This is a genomic window from Pseudoduganella lurida (assembly GCF_007830455.1).
Classification (GTDB): Bacteria; Pseudomonadota; Gammaproteobacteria; order Burkholderiales; family Burkholderiaceae_D; genus Rugamonas; species Rugamonas lurida.
In genome coordinates this window covers 787746-804051 of the sequence record NZ_VLLB01000001.1, presented here as the reverse complement: position 1 = coordinate 804051, position 16306 = coordinate 787746, and the positions used below count along the sequence as shown (strand labels likewise).

At 69.9% G+C, this 16306-nt stretch carries 16 protein-coding genes; 11 read left to right on the top strand and 5 right to left on the bottom strand.

Features of this window, described 5'->3' with window-relative positions; all coding sequences use genetic code 11:
* Positions 1-2: 2 nt before the first annotated feature.
* The 4 genes from ureE to IP91_RS03485 are packed head-to-tail and all read left to right on the top strand — an operon-like array spanning position 3 to position 2465.
* Positions 3-533 carry an urease accessory protein UreE gene (gene ureE / locus IP91_RS03500; RefSeq protein ID WP_145647366.1) on the top strand — a complete coding sequence of 177 codons (531 nt, stop codon included), beginning with the start codon at positions 3-5 and terminating at the stop codon, positions 531-533.
* A complete protein-coding gene (locus IP91_RS03495) occupies positions 533-1213 on the top strand; it encodes an urease accessory protein UreF (protein ID WP_145648005.1) in 681 nt (226 codons plus the stop codon). The genes ureE and IP91_RS03495 overlap by 1 nt, the downstream gene beginning before the upstream one ends.
* A gap of 26 nt (positions 1214-1239) precedes the next feature.
* Complete coding sequence (ureG, locus tag IP91_RS03490) at positions 1240-1887, top strand: urease accessory protein UreG (RefSeq protein ID WP_145647365.1); 648 nt, start codon at positions 1240-1242, stop codon at positions 1885-1887.
* Positions 1884-2465, top strand: a complete 582-nt coding sequence (locus IP91_RS03485; protein WP_145647364.1) for a HupE/UreJ family protein — start codon at positions 1884-1886, stop codon at positions 2463-2465. Before ureG ends, IP91_RS03485 begins: the two co-directional genes overlap by 4 nt.
* A 42-nt stretch (positions 2466-2507) precedes the next feature.
* Here IP91_RS03485 and IP91_RS03480 read toward each other — a convergent pair whose 3' ends face one another.
* The 3 genes from IP91_RS03480 to IP91_RS03470 all read right to left on the bottom strand — a co-directional run bounded on the left by IP91_RS03480 (position 2508) and on the right by IP91_RS03470 (position 5949).
* The gene (locus IP91_RS03480) at positions 2508-3113 is read right to left on the bottom strand and encodes a redoxin domain-containing protein (RefSeq protein ID WP_145647363.1); all 606 of its coding nucleotides are present in this window, start codon (positions 3111-3113) and stop codon (positions 2508-2510) included.
* Positions 3114-3158: 45 nt separating this feature from the next.
* On the bottom strand, positions 3159-5255 hold the full coding sequence (locus IP91_RS03475) for a protein-disulfide reductase DsbD family protein (protein ID WP_229473808.1): 2097 nt from the start codon (positions 5253-5255) through the stop codon (positions 3159-3161).
* Between the two features lie 70 nt (positions 5256-5325).
* A complete protein-coding gene (locus tag IP91_RS03470) occupies positions 5326-5949 on the bottom strand; it encodes a 1-acyl-sn-glycerol-3-phosphate acyltransferase (protein ID WP_145647362.1) in 624 nt (207 codons plus the stop codon).
* 176 nt (positions 5950-6125) lie between these two features.
* Between IP91_RS03470 and IP91_RS03465 the strand changes: the two genes are divergently transcribed.
* The 7 genes from IP91_RS03465 (at position 6126) to IP91_RS03425 (ending at position 14442) form a co-directional block, all read left to right on the top strand.
* Positions 6126-7475, top strand: coding sequence for a sigma-54 dependent transcriptional regulator (locus tag IP91_RS03465; protein ID WP_145647361.1), 1350 nt, complete (start codon positions 6126-6128; stop codon positions 7473-7475).
* Between the two features lie 340 nt (positions 7476-7815).
* Complete coding sequence (locus tag IP91_RS26160) at positions 7816-9774, top strand: hypothetical protein (protein WP_199754472.1); 1959 nt, start codon at positions 7816-7818, stop codon at positions 9772-9774.
* A 379-nt stretch (positions 9775-10153) separates the two neighbouring features.
* A complete protein-coding gene (locus IP91_RS03445) occupies positions 10154-10405 on the top strand; it encodes a hypothetical protein (RefSeq protein ID WP_371860579.1) in 252 nt (83 codons plus the stop codon).
* A 23-nt stretch (positions 10406-10428) separates the two neighbouring features.
* Positions 10429-11205, top strand: a complete 777-nt coding sequence (locus tag IP91_RS03440) for a C39 family peptidase (RefSeq protein ID WP_229473806.1) — start codon at positions 10429-10431, stop codon at positions 11203-11205.
* Between the two features lie 141 nt (positions 11206-11346).
* A complete protein-coding gene (locus tag IP91_RS03435; protein ID WP_145647358.1) occupies positions 11347-11841 on the top strand; it encodes a hypothetical protein in 495 nt (164 codons plus the stop codon).
* A 51-nt stretch (positions 11842-11892) separates the two neighbouring features.
* Positions 11893-13368 (top strand): acetate kinase, encoded by a 1476-nt coding sequence (locus tag IP91_RS03430; protein ID WP_145647357.1) that lies wholly within the window; start codon positions 11893-11895, stop codon positions 13366-13368.
* A gap of 108 nt (positions 13369-13476) precedes the next feature.
* The gene (locus IP91_RS03425; protein WP_145647356.1) at positions 13477-14442 is read left to right on the top strand and encodes an MBL fold metallo-hydrolase; all 966 of its coding nucleotides are present in this window, start codon (positions 13477-13479) and stop codon (positions 14440-14442) included.
* 298 nt (positions 14443-14740) lie between these two features.
* Here the strand turns inward: IP91_RS03425 and IP91_RS03420 are convergent, their stop codons facing one another.
* Both IP91_RS03420 and IP91_RS03415 read right to left on the bottom strand, forming a co-directional pair.
* A complete protein-coding gene (locus IP91_RS03420; RefSeq protein ID WP_145647355.1) occupies positions 14741-15793 on the bottom strand; it encodes an alkene reductase in 1053 nt (350 codons plus the stop codon).
* A gap of 44 nt (positions 15794-15837) precedes the next feature.
* A complete protein-coding gene (locus IP91_RS03415; protein ID WP_145647354.1) occupies positions 15838-16158 on the bottom strand; it encodes an ArsR/SmtB family transcription factor in 321 nt (106 codons plus the stop codon).
* Between the last annotated feature and the right edge of the window lie 148 nt (positions 16159-16306).

The window sequence follows — 16306 nt, the reverse complement described above, 5'->3', positions numbered from 1 at the left end:
CCATGCTCACTCTCCACACCAAACTGGCCAGCGCCGACCGCATCGACGGATCGCTGGTGCTGCCCTACGAACTGCGTGAAAAATGCCGGCTGCGCGCCGCGCTGGAGGGCGGCGAGGAAGTCGCCGTCTTCACCGTGCGCGGCACCGTGCTGCGCGATGGCGACCTGCTGACGGGCGAAGATGGCCGCGTCGTGCGCGTCGTCGCCGCGCCGGAGGCAACCTATAAAGTCACCGCGCCCGATGCGCATGCGCTGCTGCGCTGCGCGTTCCACCTGGGGAACCGCCATACGCAGGCGCACATCGGCAACTGTTTCCTGCGTATCCGGGCCGATGCGGTACTGAAGGACATGCTGCACGGCCTGGGCGCGACGGTGGTCGAGGAAGCGGCGGCCTTCGAACCGGAGTCCGGCGCATATTCGGCCGGATTCGGCGGGGGCCATCACCACCACGATCATGGGGGCGGTCCGCTGGCGCCGATTCCGCTGCGCCAGAAGATCCATCGCCCGAGCGATCCGAAGGAGCCGGCATCATGATCGCCGCCGCCCAGCTGCTGCACCTGCTGCAGTTCGCCAGCCCGCAGCTGCCGATCGGCGCCTACAGCTATTCGCAGGGTCTGGAGGCCGCGCTGGAAGGGGGCATCGTCCATGATGCGGCCACGGCCAAGGCATGGATCGCGCGGCAGCTGCATGAAGTGGTGGCGCGCTGGGAGGCGCCGCTGTGCTGGCGGCTGATGGAAGCATTCACGGGGCGCGATGCGCAGGCCGTCACGGAACTGTCCGAGAAGGCCATCGCCTCGCGCGACACGGCGGAGTTCCGCGCCGAGTCCGTGCAGATGGGTTTTTCGCTGGCGCGGCTGATCGCCGAGCTGGGCATCGCGGACGAAGGCGCGCTGGCGATGCTGAACGCGCAGGGCGAGGTGCCGCTGGTGTCGGCCTACGCGTGCGCCGTGTCGTCGCTGGGCATTCCGCACGAGGAGGCGCTGCTGGCCATGCTGTTCGCGTGGGTGGAGAACCAGGTGCTCGTGTGCGTGAAGTCCGTGCCGCTGGGGCAGGTGGCGGGACAGCGGCTGCTGCTGGCGCTGCAGCCCGAAATCGAGGCGGCCGCGCTGTGCGCGCAGTCGCTCGCCGAACATGAACTGTCGAACTGGTCGCCGGGGCTGTCGCTGCTGTCGATGCGGCACGAGGTGCAGTACAGCCGCGTCTATCGATCTTGAGTACGGTTCTTAGAAAAGGAATTCACATGCAACACACATCCTCCCCACTGCGCGTGGGCATCGGCGGCCCGGTGGGCTCCGGCAAGACAGCGCTCTGCGAAATGCTCTGCAAGGGCATGCGCGACACGGTCGACATGGCCGTCATCACGAACGACATCTACACCCGCGAGGACATGGAAATCCTGCTGCGCGCCGAGGCATTGCCGGCCGAGCGGCTGATGGGCGTGGAAACGGGCGGCTGCCCGCACACGGCGATCCGCGAGGACGCCTCCATCAACCTGGAAGCCATCGCGCGCATGCAGGCCGACTTCCCGGACCTGGACCTGATTCTGGTGGAATCGGGCGGCGACAACCTGGCCGCCACGTTCAGTCCCGAACTGTCCGACCTGACGATCTACGTGATCGACGTGGCCGGCGGCGAGAAGATCCCGAGGAAGGGCGGCCCCGGCATCACGCGTTCGGACCTCCTCATCATCAACAAGACCGACCTGGCGCCGCACGTGGGCGCCAACCTGGACGTGATGGCGGCCGATGCGAAACGCATGCGCGGCACGCGGCCGTTCGTGTTCACCAACCTGCGCAGCGGCGAAGGGGTCGCCACCGTGATCGAATTCATCCGCGAACAGGGCCTTCTCGGCCAGGCGCCATCCCACCACAACCAGGAGATCCAATGAAGAAGTCCGTCGTCACCGCCGTGCTGCTGGCCGCTGCCGCTGTTGCTGCCACACCTGCGCTTGCGCATCCGGGCCATGCCGACACGGGTCTTGCGGCCGGCATGCTGCATCCGCTGACGGGGCTCGACCACCTGCTGGCGATGCTGGCGGCCGGCATCTGGAGCGCCCGCCAGCGCGTGGCGAGCGGCACGCCGTTCCGTGATCCGTCGCTGGCGCAGCGCCTGGCGCTGCCGGCCGCGTTCCTGGCGATGATGGGGGCCGGCGCGGCAGCCGGTGCGCTGGGCCTGCAGGTGCCCGGACTGGAAGGCGGCATCGCGCTGACCGTGCTGCTGATGGGTGTGCTGATTGCTTGCGCCGTGCGCCTGCCAACATGGGCCGGTGCCGCCATGCTGGGCGTGTTCGCCGTCCTGCATGGCAATGCGCACGGGCTCGAACTGCCGCAACTCACCAGCGCGGCGGGCTACCTGATCGGCAGCGCGCTGCTGCTGGCTGGTGGACGGGTCCTCGGCAAGCTGCCCGGCGCGCGTTTCGCCGGCGCGGCCATTGCCGCCGCCGGCGCGGGCCTGCTGGCGCTGTAACAGCCGGGCCTGTGTCCTGGAGCCAGGCACCAGGACACGAACTCAGCCGTACTTGACGGAGCAGCCGTAGGGCTGCGTCAGCGGCTTGGTGATCGGCTTGCCGGCCTTCGCTTCGTCGATCGCCTGCGTGGCGTAGTTGGTGGCGCCGGCGATGTCGGCCGCGTTCGCGCTGGGCTTGCTGTCGATGGCGCCGTTGTAGACGATCCGGCCCGCCGGGTCGATCAGGAAGATCTGCGGCGTCGTCTTCGCCCCGTAGGCGCGGCCGATCCTGCCGTCGTCCACGACGAGTGCGGTGGGCACGGCGCCCTTGTCCTTCACCCAGCCGTTCAGCGCCGGCGCGACCTTCGGATCGGCCGCGCCCTTCGCGCTCGTGTTCACCGACAGCCACACCACGTCCTTGCCCAGCGCATGCTTCTGCGTGGCCGGCATGTTGCCGCTGTCGTAGTGCTTCTTCACGAACGGGCAGTCGGGGTTGACCCATTCCAGCACCACGTACTTGCCTTTGTAGTCGGCCAGCGACACGGCCTTGCCGGCCGCGTCCACGCCCGTGAAGGCCGGCGCCGCCTGGCCCACCGTCGCCTGTGCCTGCGCCATGCCCGCCGCGATGGAGCCGGCGGCCAGGACTGCGATCATCGTCATCTGCTTCATTTGCGTCTCTCCGGTTGGTTGAACGAAAACTGCAGCAACAGGCGATCAGATGCGGGCCAGTGCCGCCTTCACCTGGTCGACCGTCAGGATCTCGGACAGCACCTGCGGCGTGCCGTCCTTCGCACCGTACAGCACATACACGGGCACGCCGCTGCGGCCCAGCTGGGCCAGCTGCTGCGTGATGGCGGGATCGCGGCGCGTCCAGTCGGCGCGCAGCAGCACCACGTTCTTCGTGCCGAATTCCTTCACGAGAGCGGCATCGTTCAGTACGGTGCGCTTGTTGAACTGGCAGGTGATGCACCAGGCGGCCGTGAAATCGATGAAGACGGGCTTGCCGGCACCGCGCGCGGCTTCGACTGCCTGCGCGGACCAGGGTGCCCAGCCCGCGTGGGCCTGCGCCGGTGCCGCCGGTTCGGCATGCAGCAGCGGCCAGGCGAAGCGGGCCGACAGGGCCAGTACCACCAGTCCCGTCCCGGCCAGCAGTGCGCGACCGCGGCGCGTTTGCGCGGGCGTGCCGACCGTCCAGCAGGCAAATGCCAGCGCCACCAGCAAGGCGGCCACGGCGGCCATCGCATCGATGCCCGTCTGCTGGCCCAGCACCCACAGCAGCCAGACGACCGTGGCGAACATGGGGAATGCCATCAGCACCTTGAAGCGCACCATCCACGCGCCGGGCCGCGGCAGCAGGCGCGCCAGGCCGGGCAGCAGGGTCACGGCCAGGTAGGGGGCCGCCATGCCCAGGCCGAGAATGGCGAAGATCGCCAGCGCGCGCGGTGCCGGCTCCGTCAGCGCCACGCCCAGCGCGGCGCCCATGAACGGTGCGGTGCAGGGCGAGGCGACCGCGACAGCCAGCGCGCCGCTCAGCGCATCGTCGACCAGCGGATTCTTGGCCCGGTGGCCGGCCAGCGAGGAGGGCAGCACGCCGCCGAATTCGAAGACGCCGGCCAGGTTCAGGCCGATGAGCGTGAACAGTGCCGCCAGCAGCGTGACGACGAGGGGCGACTGCAGCTGGAAGCCCCAGCCCAGCTCGTCACCGCCGGCACGCAGCGCGAGCAGCAGGGCGGCCAGCGCCGTGAAGGACAGCACCACGCCGGCCGTGTACGCGATGCCGCCGGAGACGGCGCGGCGGCGGTCGTCGCGATGCTGCAGCAGGCTGAAGACCTTCAGCGACAGCACGGGGAACACGCAGGGCATCAGGTTCAGCAGCGCGCCGCCGAAGAAGGCCAGCACCAGCGTGAGTAGAAACGACGAGCTCGCCGCGGGGGCAGGGGCGGGAGCGGGCAGGGGAGCGGGCGCAGGAGCAGGAGCAGCGGCCGCCGGCCACGGTCCCTCGACCGGCATCGATACCGTCCAGCCGGCCGGTTCGCCGGGCGCCACCAGCACCGTCTTCAGCGCGGCCGGGCTCTCGGTACGTTGCGGCGACAGCGGCACGCGCAGGTGCAGCACGCCGTCCGTCCACTGCTGGTCGACCTTGCCGGCGTAATCGATCACGCCGGCATCTTCCGCGAAGTATTCCAGCGGCTGGGGCTGCGTGGCAAGGCCCCGCACAGCGACGGCCAGCACATTGCCATCGACGCGCGCCGTTGCGGTGGCGCCTTTCACTGCCACCGGCGTGGCCGCCGACGTGGCGTCGAACAGGGCCTTGCTGGCCACCAGCGGCGCGCCCACGGGCAGGTCGACGTCGTAGTCGCCCGCTTCCGGCAGGCAGATCTCCTTGCACACCAGCCATTCGGCATGCAGGCCCACCTTCAGCGACGTGCCCTTGAACCCGGCCGGCACGGTGACGGGCACCGGCAGCAGCACGGTGCCCTCGTAGCCGTAGTTCATCAGGGGGCCGAGGGGCAGGCGTTTTGGCGTCGGCCAGGCGATCGCGCCGGCCTCGACACCGGCGGGCAGTTTCCAGGCCAGCGTGGTGGCCAGGCCGGAATCGCCGGGATTCTTCCAGTAGGTGTGCCAGTGCGGCTGGTGCGCGATCGCCAGGCCCAGCCAGACCGTGCTGCCAGGCCGAATGCCGTCCGGCGCATGGGCGACCAGCTCGCTGCGCACGTGCTCCGTCGTGACCACCGGTCCCGCCGCGTACGCCTGCGGCAGGGCTGCACTCAGCAACCATGCCGCCGCAAGTTTCACCATCGTCCTGGCCATCCGTCTCTCCACTGTAACAATACGCACATCATAGAACAAATGAGGGCGCAGCCGGCGGTAGGGCGACGGCTCACTCGCCGCGCGGTTCCCTGCGCCGTTCGGACAGCACGATCGGCGCGGCGTTGCGGGGGTGGCGACCTTCATGCCCCGCGTAGATGGCGCGGATGGCCGCCATGTCCGCTTCCTGGTCGCCGGTCAGCCACAGGTGGTCCGCCACGCCCAGCAACTTGTTCGGGTAATCGATGTACACCAGCACCAGCGGCACTTTCGCCTCCAGCGCCAGGTGGTAGAAGCCGCTCTTCCAGTGGGGACGGTAGCCGCGCGTGCCCTCCGGCGTGATGGCCAGCCAGTACCAGTCCGCCGCGTTCAGCCGTTCGGCCTGGGCGCGGATCATGCCTTGCGGCGCGCTGCGGTCGACCGGCTGGCCGCCCAGCCAGCGGAACCATTTGCCCAGTACCGGTATCTTAAACAGCGGGTCCTTCGCCAGCCAGCGGAACGGCAGGTCGAGCGCCCACTTGCCCAGCAGGCCGATCGGGAAATCCCAGTTGGAGGTGTGCGGGTAGACGACCAGGATGCCGCGCGGCCCGGGCAGGGGGCGGTACAGCATGGTCCAGCCGAGGGCGTGCAGCAGGCGCAGCGCGAGCCGCTGCCGGGTGGTGGGGAGTTGCGAACTGTCGAGCTTCGGGCCGTTCATGAAGTTTGTCCTGCGTCTGTCGTGTAAGGGCGGTGCGGGCCGGCTGGAACCGGCCGCGCTCGCCCTGGTGCGCCCCGTGTTGCCGAAGGCGGGCGCGATTTTATCCTGAACCGCATCCCGCGGCCGGGTTTGCCTTGAGGGGGCGACATGGCGGGAAAGCACAAGAGCCATCGACAATGACAATAAAGAAGCTGTTATGGATCGCCGGGGAAGACCGTCAGACGGACGACAGGCTCCGCACCGCCGCCGCGCCGTTCGGTGCCTGCGTGGCAGGCGACCTGGCCGGGGCGCGCGACCTGGCCGCCGGGGGCACAATGCCGGTCGGCGTGGTGGTGCTGGGGGGGATGGCCGGGGGCGTGGAACCGCTCGATCACTTCCTGCGCGAACATTGCTGGATGAAGTGGGTGGCCCTGTGCGATCCGGCGGCGCTGCAGGAGCCCCGCTGCCGGAAACTGATCCACGAGCACTGCATCGATTTCCACACGCTGCCCGTGGACGCGCTGCGCCTGCGGCACACGCTGGGCCATGCCCATGGCGTGGCGGCGCTGCATGACCTGCCGCCCCCGCGTGCGGCCACGCAGGCGATGCGGCTGACAGGCTACAGTGCGCCCGTGGTGCAGTTGCGGCAGCAGGTGCAGAAGGTGGCGGCGGCCACCGCGCCCGTGCTGATCTGGGGCGAGAGCGGCACCGGCAAGGAGCTGGTGGCGCGCGCCGTGCACGAGGGATCGGCACGCGCGGCCGGTCCGTTCGTGCCGATCAACTGCGCCGCCATTCCCGCCGGCCTGGTGCAGTCCGAACTGTTCGGCCACGAGCGGGGCGCCTTCACCGGTGCGGCGCGGGCGCGCGTCGGCCTGCTCGAATCCGCGGCCGGCGGCTCCGTGTTCCTCGACGAGATCGGCGACCTGCCGCTGGACATGCAGGCGAACCTGCTGCGCTTCCTGCAGGAGAAGACCATCCACCGGCTGGGCGGCACCCGGCCCGTGCAGGTCGATGCGCGCGTGATTGCCGCCTCGCACGTGAAGCTGCAGGAAGCGGTGGCGCGCGGCACCTTCCGCGAGGATCTGTACTACCGCCTGAACGTGCTGTCGCTGGAAGTGCCGGCCCTGCGCGAACGGAGCGAGGATGTGCTGGTGCTTGCCGAAGCCTTCTTCCACGACAACGCGCGCGAACGCTCCGCCCAGGTCAAGGGTTTTTCCGGCCGCGCGCTGCAGGCCCTGCGCGCCCATCACTGGCCGGGCAATGTACGCGAGCTGCTGAACCGCGTGCGCCGCGCCTCCGTGATGGCCGAAGGCCGGCTGATCACGCCGCACGACCTGGGCCTGGACGATGTGCTGCAGACACTGGCGCCGCCGCTGGCGCTGAACGGTGCCCGCGTGCAGGCGGAGCGCCGGGCCATCGAGGCCGGGCTGGGCGCCGGCAAGAGCATCACGCTGGTGGCGCGCGAGCTGGGCGTGTCGCGCATGACGCTGTACCGGCTGATGGCGAAGCACAGCATCGCCGTGCCGGCGCGCAAGCGTTCCTCCTAGCGTAGCCGCCGCGTTCGCTGTTCGCCGTATGTCACATCCTTGTGACAGCGTAGCGCGCCTCGTGATTCCCCACTGAAGAGTGCACGGTCCCGTTACGGTCCGGGCGTGCGACGGTGCCGCGGCCGCCCCGGCACTGTCGCGTGCCTGTGACGAATTGCCTTCCCCGACGGCGCCGCGGCTTCCCTGGCGCCAGGCGAATGTGAACGATTTCAATCAGTTAGCGCAGCGCTGCCCTGATGGCACCAAGCTTGCAATAAGAAACTGGCTGGGCAAACCCGAGGCCGGGCGCACTCAGACGATATTGGCCAACCATTCAGCGAGGAATCAAATGAAGAAAACCATGCTAGCCACGGCAATGGCGCTTGCTTTCAGCGCGGCATTCGCCCAGACGACGGACCCCACTTCGGCGGTCACGCAGGACGGCGGCGGTGCCAACGCCAACAGCAATGCCTCGGCGGTACAGGACAACAGCACCATCACAACGACCGATTCGAACGACGATAACAGCCAGGCGAATGCCAACAACAACAGCACCGGCGCCGCCGATGCCCTCGCGGTCGGCGCGGCGGCCGCGAACAACGGCGGCACGGCCACGTCCAGCGTCGACAGTTCCTTCAACACATCGACGGCCACGGCCACCAGTACGCTGACGGGCACCGTCACGGGCAATAACGTGCAGAACATCGGCAACGTCGCCTCCAATAGCGGCACGGCCAATGGCGGTGCGGGCACCGGCGGCACCGGCGGCGGCGCAACGGGCGGCGGCGCCGGCGCAACGGCCGGCAGCGGCGGCACGGCGGCCGGTGGTCCCGGGGCCTCGGGCGGCATCGGCGGCGTGGCCACCAACGGCAGTGCGACCGGCGGCGCGGCCGCGGGCGGTGCCGGCTATGGCGGCACCGCCTCGACGGGTGCCACGGCCAGCGGTGCCGGCGGTGCGGGTGGCGCGGCGAACGGCGCTTACTCCGGCGCCGGCGGCGCGGGCGGCGCCGGCGGCTACGGGGGGGCGGGCGGCAGCAGCTCGGATGGCTACGGCGGTGCCGGCGGCAGTGGCGCGGCCGGTGGTGCCGGCACGGGCGGCGCAGGCGGTCTCGCCGGTGCGGCAACGGGCGGTGCCGGCGGCGCCACGGGCGCCGCGAACGGTGCGAACGGCGGCAGCGGCGGCAGCACTGGGGCTGCCACGGGCGGTGCCGGTGGGGCGGGTGGCTACGGCGGCCTGGGCGGCGCCGGCGGCACGGGCGGCAGTGGCGGGGCGGGCGGCTATGCCTCGTCCGGCGGTGCCGGCTCCGGCACCACGTCCACCTCCGGCAACGGCACCGGTGGCGCGGGCCCTGGCGGCGCGGCAACGGGCGGCGCGGGGTATGGCGGCGGTGCGGGCAGTGGCGCCGCGTCGGCCAGCAACGGCAATACCGTGCCGGGCAGTGGCGGCGAGGCGAGCACGCCGCCGACGATCGGCGACCAGACGGCAGGTGCCGGCTCCGGTAGCGCCACGGGCGGCGCAGGCAGTGGCGCGACCGGTACGGGCGGCGCGGGCGGCGGCGGCACGGGCACGGGTGGTGCAGCCACTGCCGGTGCGGCCACCGCGAATGCCGGCACCACGTCCGGCGGTGCGGGTGGCGCCGGGGCGGCAGGCGGTGCCGGTGCGGCCGGTGGCACGGGCGGTGCCGGTGGCGCCGGTGCCGCGGCCACCAATACGGCGGGTGCCGGTGCGGCAGGCGGCAGCACGACCTCCGGTAACGGCGGCGCAGGGGCGACCGCCAGCACGGCGGGCGGTGCCGGCGCGACGGGCACTGGCGGTGCCGGCGGCAGCGGTGCCACGGGCGGCGGCGGTTCCAGCATCGCCGGCGCGGGCGCCGCCGGTGCAGCCGGCGGTGCCGGTGCGGCCAGCGGCGCGGCGTCCAACACGGCAGGCGCGGGTGCGGCCAGCGGTGCGGCCACCGGCGGCACGGCCACGGCCGGCACGGGTACGGGCGGTGCGGCCACGGGCGGGGCTGCCACCAACGGCGGTGCCACGGCCGGTGACGGCGGCGCAGGCGGTGCTGGCGGGGCCGGCACCGGTGGCGCGGGCGGCAGCACGGGTGCGACCACGGCCGGTGCGGCCACCGGCGGCACCGGCGAAGGCGGCACGGGCGGGGCTGGCGGCAGCAACAGCGTCAGCGCCGGCGTCTTCAATATGTCCGCCACGATGAGCGGCATTGCGCAGTCCGCCGCGGGCATCTCCGTGATCAGCCAGAACAGCGGCATCAACTCGCTGGTGCAGCAGAGCGTCAACGTGCAGGCCAACCTGGCCGTGGGTCCGTAAGGGCGTGGGGCGGGCGGCCGTGCTCCGTGGGGAGTGCCGGCCGGTCCGCCGCACACGGGCCGCTCCCGTGTTCGGGAGCGGCATTCACAGCCTGGGAGGCGACATGGATGGACGATTCCAACGAAAGATTGCTGCGGTGACGGCGTTGCTGTGCCTGCCTGCCTGCTGGTGCGCTGCGGCGCCGGCAGGCGAGGCGGGGGCATTTGGCGAGGAGGCGCAGGAGCACGTGGCGGCGCCTGCCGCCACGCCCGCTCGTTTGACCGCTCATTTGACCACTCATTTGCCCGCTCATTTGCCCGCTCATTTGCCAGCTCATTTGCCGGCCAGCTTGTCCGCCAGCTTGCCTGTGGTGGTGCCGGGGCCGGTGCAGGACCTGAGGGTGTCCGGCCCGCCCGGCGCCCTCGATGACGCCCGCCTGGCGGACCTGCGCGGCGGAACGGAAACGCCTTGGAGCGACATGAAGCTGAACGGCACCGTGGGCAACAATGCGGCCACGAATGTGGTGACGGGCTCGAACGTGATCACGGAAGGCTCGTTTGCCAATGCCAGCGGCCTGCCGATGGTGATCCAGAACACGGGTGCCAACGTGCTGATCCAGAACGCCACCATCGTCAACGTGCAGTTCAAATGAGGGCCGCGATCGTGAGGCGAACGATGCCGGCAAGGATGGCGCAGCGTCGCGAGGCGCCGTCGGAATGGGCCTCGCCATCCGCACCTGCCCCGCCACCCGCTGCCCCGCCACCCGCACCTGCCCGACTGGCCCTGGCATCGTCCTTCGTGCTTGCCCTGGCGCTGTCACCGCCTGTGCGGGCGGTCGACCTGCCGTTCGCCGGTGCCGGCCCGGTATCGGTGGGCGTGACAAGCATCCGCGAGGCGCGCTATCTCGCCACCGTGCGGCAGCAGTTCGACTTCAGCTGCGGTTCGGCGGCAATCGCCACGCTGCTCACGCATCACTACGGCGTTCCCGTGACCGAGGCGCAGGCGTTCCGCGAAATGTTCGCCGGCGGCGACCAGGCGCGCATCCGGCGCGAAGGCTTCTCGCTGCTGGACATGAAGCGCTACCTGGCCGCCCACGGCTTCGTGGCGGATGGCTTCCAGCAGCCGCTGGAGGCGCTGGCGGGGGCCGCGCTGCCGGCGATCGTGCTGGTGGCGGAGCGGGGCTACCGGCACTTCGTCGTGGTGAAGGGCGTGCGCGATGGCCGCGTGCTGCTGGGCGATCCGGCGGGCGGCACGCGGGCGATGAGCCGCGCAGCGTTCGAGGCGATCTGGCTGAACCATCTGCTGTTCGTGATCCACGGCCGGGCCGGCACGCCGCGTTTCAACGCGTTGGCGGACTGGGCCGTGGCACCGCGCATGCTGCCCGGTGAAGCGCTGGACCGCACCGGGCTGGGCCGGGTCACCCTGCCGAAGCACGATGTGGGCGACTTCTGACAGCGATACATGGAGAAACCGATGGATGACGGAACGGGCGGCCGGGCGGTGCGATGGCAACTGGCGGAAGTGGCGGAAGTGGCGGAAGGGGGCGAAGTGGCGACAGTAGCGACAGTGGCGACAGAGGTGGAGGGACGGGCGATGCGACAGTCAAGGCGCGCCGCTCCGCGCCTGTGGGCGATGGCGCTGCTGCCTGCGCTGGCCGTTCTGCCGGCCGCGCGGGCCGAGGGTGGGCCGGGCGGCTGGGTGCCGGTCGATGAAGCCGTGCTGGACGAGGCGCGCGGAGGCTTCGATACCGGCAATGGCCTGCTCGTGTCGCTGGAGCTGGACCGCATGATCAGCCTGAACGGCAACGTGGTCGGGAGCAGCAGGCTGGCGCTGGCCGATGTGGCCGGCACCGGAGGCGCGCCGTCGTCGGGGTTCAGCTTTGTCGCGGCGGGGGACGGCAACGCAGTGTCGCTTGCCACCAACATGCAGACGATGGCGGCACTGGTGCTGCAGAACAGTGCCAACGACCAGCTGATCCGCAGCCAGACGACGATCAATGCCACCGTCAATACGCTCTCTACACTCAAGGGTCTGAACTTCGGCGACAGCCTGCGCCAGGCGCTGTCGACCGCCGTCGTGCCGCGCTGAGCGGCCCCGCCCACGTACCGCATCGAGCGGTCCCGTCACAGGAGTGCAAGCATGCGGCTCGTCCATACCCTGCGTGCCGGTTCGGCCGGCCTGTCCCTCTTCATGCTGAGTGCGCTGGCGCAGCAGGCGCTGCCCGCGGCGCCGCCTGGCGACGGGCCGTCGTCCGCGGAGTTGTCCGCCGAACTGCAGCGCCTGCGCGCGGAGCTTGCCAGCCAGCGCGAACTGCTGCGCCAGTTGCAGGCGGAACTGGCGGCAGGACGGGCGCCGGTCGCGGACGATACGATGACGCCGAGAGGACCGGCGGTGGCCGCGCCCATGCCGGACGCGGAGCCGGCGCTGGCGGAACCGCTCGGCAGGACGGCTGACGAAGCAGAACCGGCGCGGCGCCCGCTGGCCTCGGCCATCCTCGAGACGCTGCGTGGCACGGGTCCGGCGGACCAGACGCAGCCCCAGCCGCCAGTACCCGCGCAGGCTGCACCGGTGCCAGGCCGGCCACAGGTACCGCCGCGGCAGAATAAACAGGCGGCGCCGGCGCCCGCCGTGGGCCGCGCCCCCGAACGCAACGCCCGCCCGCCCGAAGTGGCGCCCCTGTTCGAAGCGCCCGGCGTGCTGACGGCGCGCGGCCACTACGTGCTGGAGCCCGCGCTGCAGTTCGGCTATTCGTCCAGCAACCGGGTCGCGCTGGTCGGTTACACCATCATCCCGGCGCTGCTGATCGGCCTGGTGGACGTGCGCGAAGTCAAGCGCAACACCTTCAATGCGTCGCTCACGGGCCGCTACGGCCTGAGCAACCGCACCGAGGTCGAACTGCGCGTGCCCTATGTCTACCGCTCCGATGCCACGGTGAGCCGCGAGCTGTTCACGGGCACCGCCGTCGAACGCGTCTTCAATACGAGCGGCCGGGCGATCGGCGACGTGGAGCTGTCGATGCGGCACCAGCTGAACGACGGCGGCATCGACAAGCCCTACTACGTGGCCGGCCTGCGCGTGAAGACCCGCACCGGGCGCGATCCGTTCGAGGTGGTGACGGACTGCACGCGCCGCTGCGTGGGCGAAAACGCCACCGGCACCGGGCTGCCGCTGGACCTGCCGACCGGCTCCGGCTTCTATGGCATCCAGCCCAGCCTGACCTGGTTGTTTCCTTCCGATCCGGCCATCTTCTTCGGCAGCGCCAGCTACCTGCACAATTTCAAGCGCAGCAACGTGAGCCGCCGCGTGCTGAACGGCGAGACGGAACCGCTGGGCGACGTGAAGCCCGGTGGCGTGATCGGCTTCAACTTCGGCATGGGGCTGGCCCTGAACGAGAAGGCGTCGCTCAGCCTGGGCTACGACCACAGTTCGGTGGGTCGCACGAAGCAGAACGGCAGCAATGTGCCGGGATCCGTGCGCACGCAGCTGGGCACGCTGCTGATGGGTTTCTCGTATCGCCTGAACGAGAAGCGCACGATCAATGTCACGGTCGGTGCAGGGCTCACGCGGGATACGCCGGATGTCTCGCTGGCCGTGCGCATGCCCCTCAATTTCTGATACCGGCAATGGGGGGCGCCGCGTTAGTGCGGAAGGAGGAGGGCCCTGCAGGGGCGCGCCGTTTCGGTTAATCTGTCGTTCCGAACACATCCACAAGAGGAACAAGAGATGGGCTTCTCCTTCACTGCGCGCCGCCAGGTGCTGTCCACCATCGCCGGTGCCGTGCTGAGCGTGACGGCTGCCGGCGCCTTTGCCGCCGCGCCGATCGTGGGCACCCAGGCCCCCGGCTACTACCGCACGATGCTGGGCGACTTCGAAGTGACCGTGCTGAGCGATGGTACCGTCGACCTGCCGATGGACAAGCTGCTGCAGGCGAAGCCGGCGCAGCTGCAGCAGGCGTTTACGAAGAACTTCGTCAAGGCGCCCGTCGAAACATCGGTCAACACCTTCCTGATCAACACGGGCAGCAAGCTGGTGCTGGTCGACACGGGTGCCGGCGGCCTGTTCGGCCCCACCCTGGGCAAGCTGCTGGCCAACCTGAAGGCGGCCGGCTACCAGCCGGAGCAGGTCGATGAAATCTACATCACGCACCTGCACCCCGACCACATCGGCGGACTGGGGGCCGGCCAGTCCGTGTTCCCGAACGCCGTCGTGCGTGCGGACCGGCACGATGCCGACTACTGGCTGAGCAAGTCGCAGGCTTCTTCGGCACCGGCCGACAAGCAGGGCTATTTCCAGGGCGCGCAGAATGCGCTGGCCCCGTATGTGGGCGCCAAGAAATTCGTGCCGTTCGATGGCAGTACCGAACTGGTGCCGGGTATCCGCGCCACGTCGAGCTACGGCCACACGCCGGGCCACACCTCGTACGTGGTGGAAAGCCGGGGCCAGAAACTGGTGCTGATCGGCGACCTGATCCACGCCAACTTCATCCAGTTCGATGACCCGACCGTGACGATCGCGTTCGACAGCGACAGCAAGACGGCGCTGGCCGCCCGCCAGGCCGGCTTCGCGGAGGCGGCGCGGAGCGGTTACCTGATCGGCGCAGCCCACCTGCCGTTCCCCGCCCTGGGCCACCTGCGCAGCAGCGGCAAGGGTTACCAGTTCGTGCCGGTCAGCTACAGCGTACCGCGCTGACGCGGCTGGGCGGGCCTGGAGGCGGCGCCCGCTGCAGGAATGTGGAAAGGCCGCGCGAGCGGCCTTTGCTTCAGGTGACGGCACCTCGGGCGAGCGCTGGCCACGCCATGCAGCTTGCGGCGGACGAACCGTGGAGCACATCAAGACGTAAAAAAGGCCGCGCGAGCGGCCTTTGCTCCGATGACGGCCGCTCGGGCGAGTGGGGGCCAGGCCATGCAGCTTGCGGCGGACAAACCGTGGAGCACATCAGGACGTAAAAAAGGCCGCGCGAGCGGCCTTTGCTTCAGACAGGGACGATTCAGGCAAGTGCCGGATAGTCCGTGTAGCCTTCGGCGGACGAACCGTAGATCACCTCGGCGCGCAGCGGGTTCAGCGGCGCACCCTGCTGGAAACGTTCCGGCAGGTCCGGGTTCGAGATGAAATCCTTGCCCCAGGCGACCGCATCGGCGGTGCCGTTGTTCAGCGCTTCCTGCGCGCTCTCCAGGCTGAACTGTTCGTTGGCGATGTACACGCCGCCGAATTCCTTCTTCAGCAGCGGGCCCAGGCTATCCGCGCCGATCGACTCGCGGGCGAAGAGGAAGGCGATCTTGCGCCTGGCCAGTTCGCGGGCCACGTAGCCGAAGGTGTTGGCCGGGTCGGAATCGCTCATGTCGTGCGAGTCGCGGCGCGGTGCCAGGTGCATGCCCACGCGGTCAGCGCCCCAGACGTCGATGGCGGCGTCCGTCACTTCCAGCAGCAGGCGGGCGCGGTTCTCGACCGGGCCGCCGTACTGGTCGGTGCGCTGGTTCGTGCCGTCCTGCAGGAACTGGTCGAGCAGGTAGCCGTTGGCGCCGTGGATCTCCACGCCATCGAAGCCGGCGCGCTTGGCGTTCTCGGCACCCAGGCGGTAGGCGGCCACGACGCCGGCGATTTCTGCCGTCTCGAGTGCGCGCGGCGTCACGTAAGGACGGACCGGACGCAGCAGGCTCACATGGCCCTGCGGTGCGATGGCGCTCGGTGCGACGGGGGCATCGCCGTTCAGCAGCTGCGGGTCCGAGATGCGGCCCACGTGCCACAGCTGCATGAAGATCTTGCCGCCCTTGGCGTGCACCGCTTCGGTGACGAGCTTCCAGCCTTCCACCTGCTCGTCCGACCAGATGCCCGGCGTGTTTTCATAGCCGACACCCTGCGGCGTGACGGAGGTCGCTTCCGACAGGATCAGGCCGGCGCTGGCGCGCTGGGCATAGTACTCGGCCATCAGCGCGTTCGGCACGCGGCCTTCGCTGGCGCGGGCGCGGGTCAGCGGCGCCATGATGACGCGGTTCTTCAGGGTGAGGTCGCCAACGGTGATAGGGTCGAACAGTGTGGTCATGTGGGGTCCTTGAATCGGCTTACAGCCGGGTTACAGTTCAGTAGTTAAAGCTCAGTAGTGAGCTGATCGAGAAAAGCCTGGACGACTTCGTCATTGCGCTTGTACATGCTCCACTGCCCGAGCCGGGTCACGGTGATCAGGCCGGCCTTCTGCAGCGTCGCCAGGTGGCCGGACACGGTCGACTGCGACAGGCCGCAGCGGCTGTCGATCATGCCGGCGCACACGCCGATGCTGAGCGGATGCAGCTGGTCGGCAAAGTGGGCCTGCGGGTCCTTCAGCCAGGCCAGGATCTGCCGGCGCACCGGATTGGCCAGCGCCTTGTGGATGGCGTCGATGTCCAGCACGGGTTGTGGGCTTGTATTCATGTTTGACGAAGCGTTCATCGGTTTTGTCCGATACGCATATGGGCATTCTACGATATAAGTTCAAGGGCTGCTGGCGGCCGCGTTTTTCGGTCAGGTAGAAGTGGTGATTGCCGTCCCGGAACGCGCCCGCAGCGGGGAGGGCGCAATG

Excerpts from the sequence above, each read along its gene's own strand:
- IP91_RS03485 (WP_145647364.1), top strand. The coding sequence starts at position 1,884 with ATGAAGAAGTCCGTCGTCACCGCCGTGCTGCTGGCCGCTGCCGCTGTT.
- ureE (WP_145647366.1), top strand. The coding sequence starts at position 3 with ATGCTCACTCTCCACACCAAACTGGCCAGCGCCGACCGCATCGACGGA.
- IP91_RS26160 (WP_199754472.1), top strand. The coding sequence starts at position 7,816 with ATGCTAGCCACGGCAATGGCGCTTGCTTTCAGCGCGGCATTCGCCCAG.
- IP91_RS03425 (WP_145647356.1), top strand. The coding sequence starts at position 13,477 with ATGGGCTTCTCCTTCACTGCGCGCCGCCAGGTGCTGTCCACCATCGCC.
- IP91_RS03430 (WP_145647357.1), top strand. The coding sequence starts at position 11,893 with ATGCGGCTCGTCCATACCCTGCGTGCCGGTTCGGCCGGCCTGTCCCTC.
- IP91_RS03415 (WP_145647354.1), bottom strand. The coding sequence starts at position 16,158 with ATGAATACAAGCCCACAACCCGTGCTGGACATCGACGCCATCCACAAG.
- IP91_RS03435 (WP_145647358.1), top strand. The coding sequence starts at position 11,347 with ATGCGACAGTCAAGGCGCGCCGCTCCGCGCCTGTGGGCGATGGCGCTG.
- IP91_RS03465 (WP_145647361.1), top strand. The coding sequence starts at position 6,126 with ATGACAATAAAGAAGCTGTTATGGATCGCCGGGGAAGACCGTCAGACG.
- ureG (WP_145647365.1), top strand. The coding sequence starts at position 1,240 with ATGCAACACACATCCTCCCCACTGCGCGTGGGCATCGGCGGCCCGGTG.
- IP91_RS03480 (WP_145647363.1), bottom strand. The coding sequence starts at position 3,113 with ATGAAGCAGATGACGATGATCGCAGTCCTGGCCGCCGGCTCCATCGCG.
- IP91_RS03470 (WP_145647362.1), bottom strand. The coding sequence starts at position 5,949 with ATGAACGGCCCGAAGCTCGACAGTTCGCAACTCCCCACCACCCGGCAG.
- IP91_RS03440 (WP_229473806.1), top strand. The coding sequence starts at position 10,429 with ATGCCGGCAAGGATGGCGCAGCGTCGCGAGGCGCCGTCGGAATGGGCC.
- IP91_RS03475 (WP_229473808.1), bottom strand. The coding sequence starts at position 5,255 with ATGGCCAGGACGATGGTGAAACTTGCGGCGGCATGGTTGCTGAGTGCA.
- IP91_RS03420 (WP_145647355.1), bottom strand. The coding sequence starts at position 15,793 with ATGACCACACTGTTCGACCCTATCACCGTTGGCGACCTCACCCTGAAG.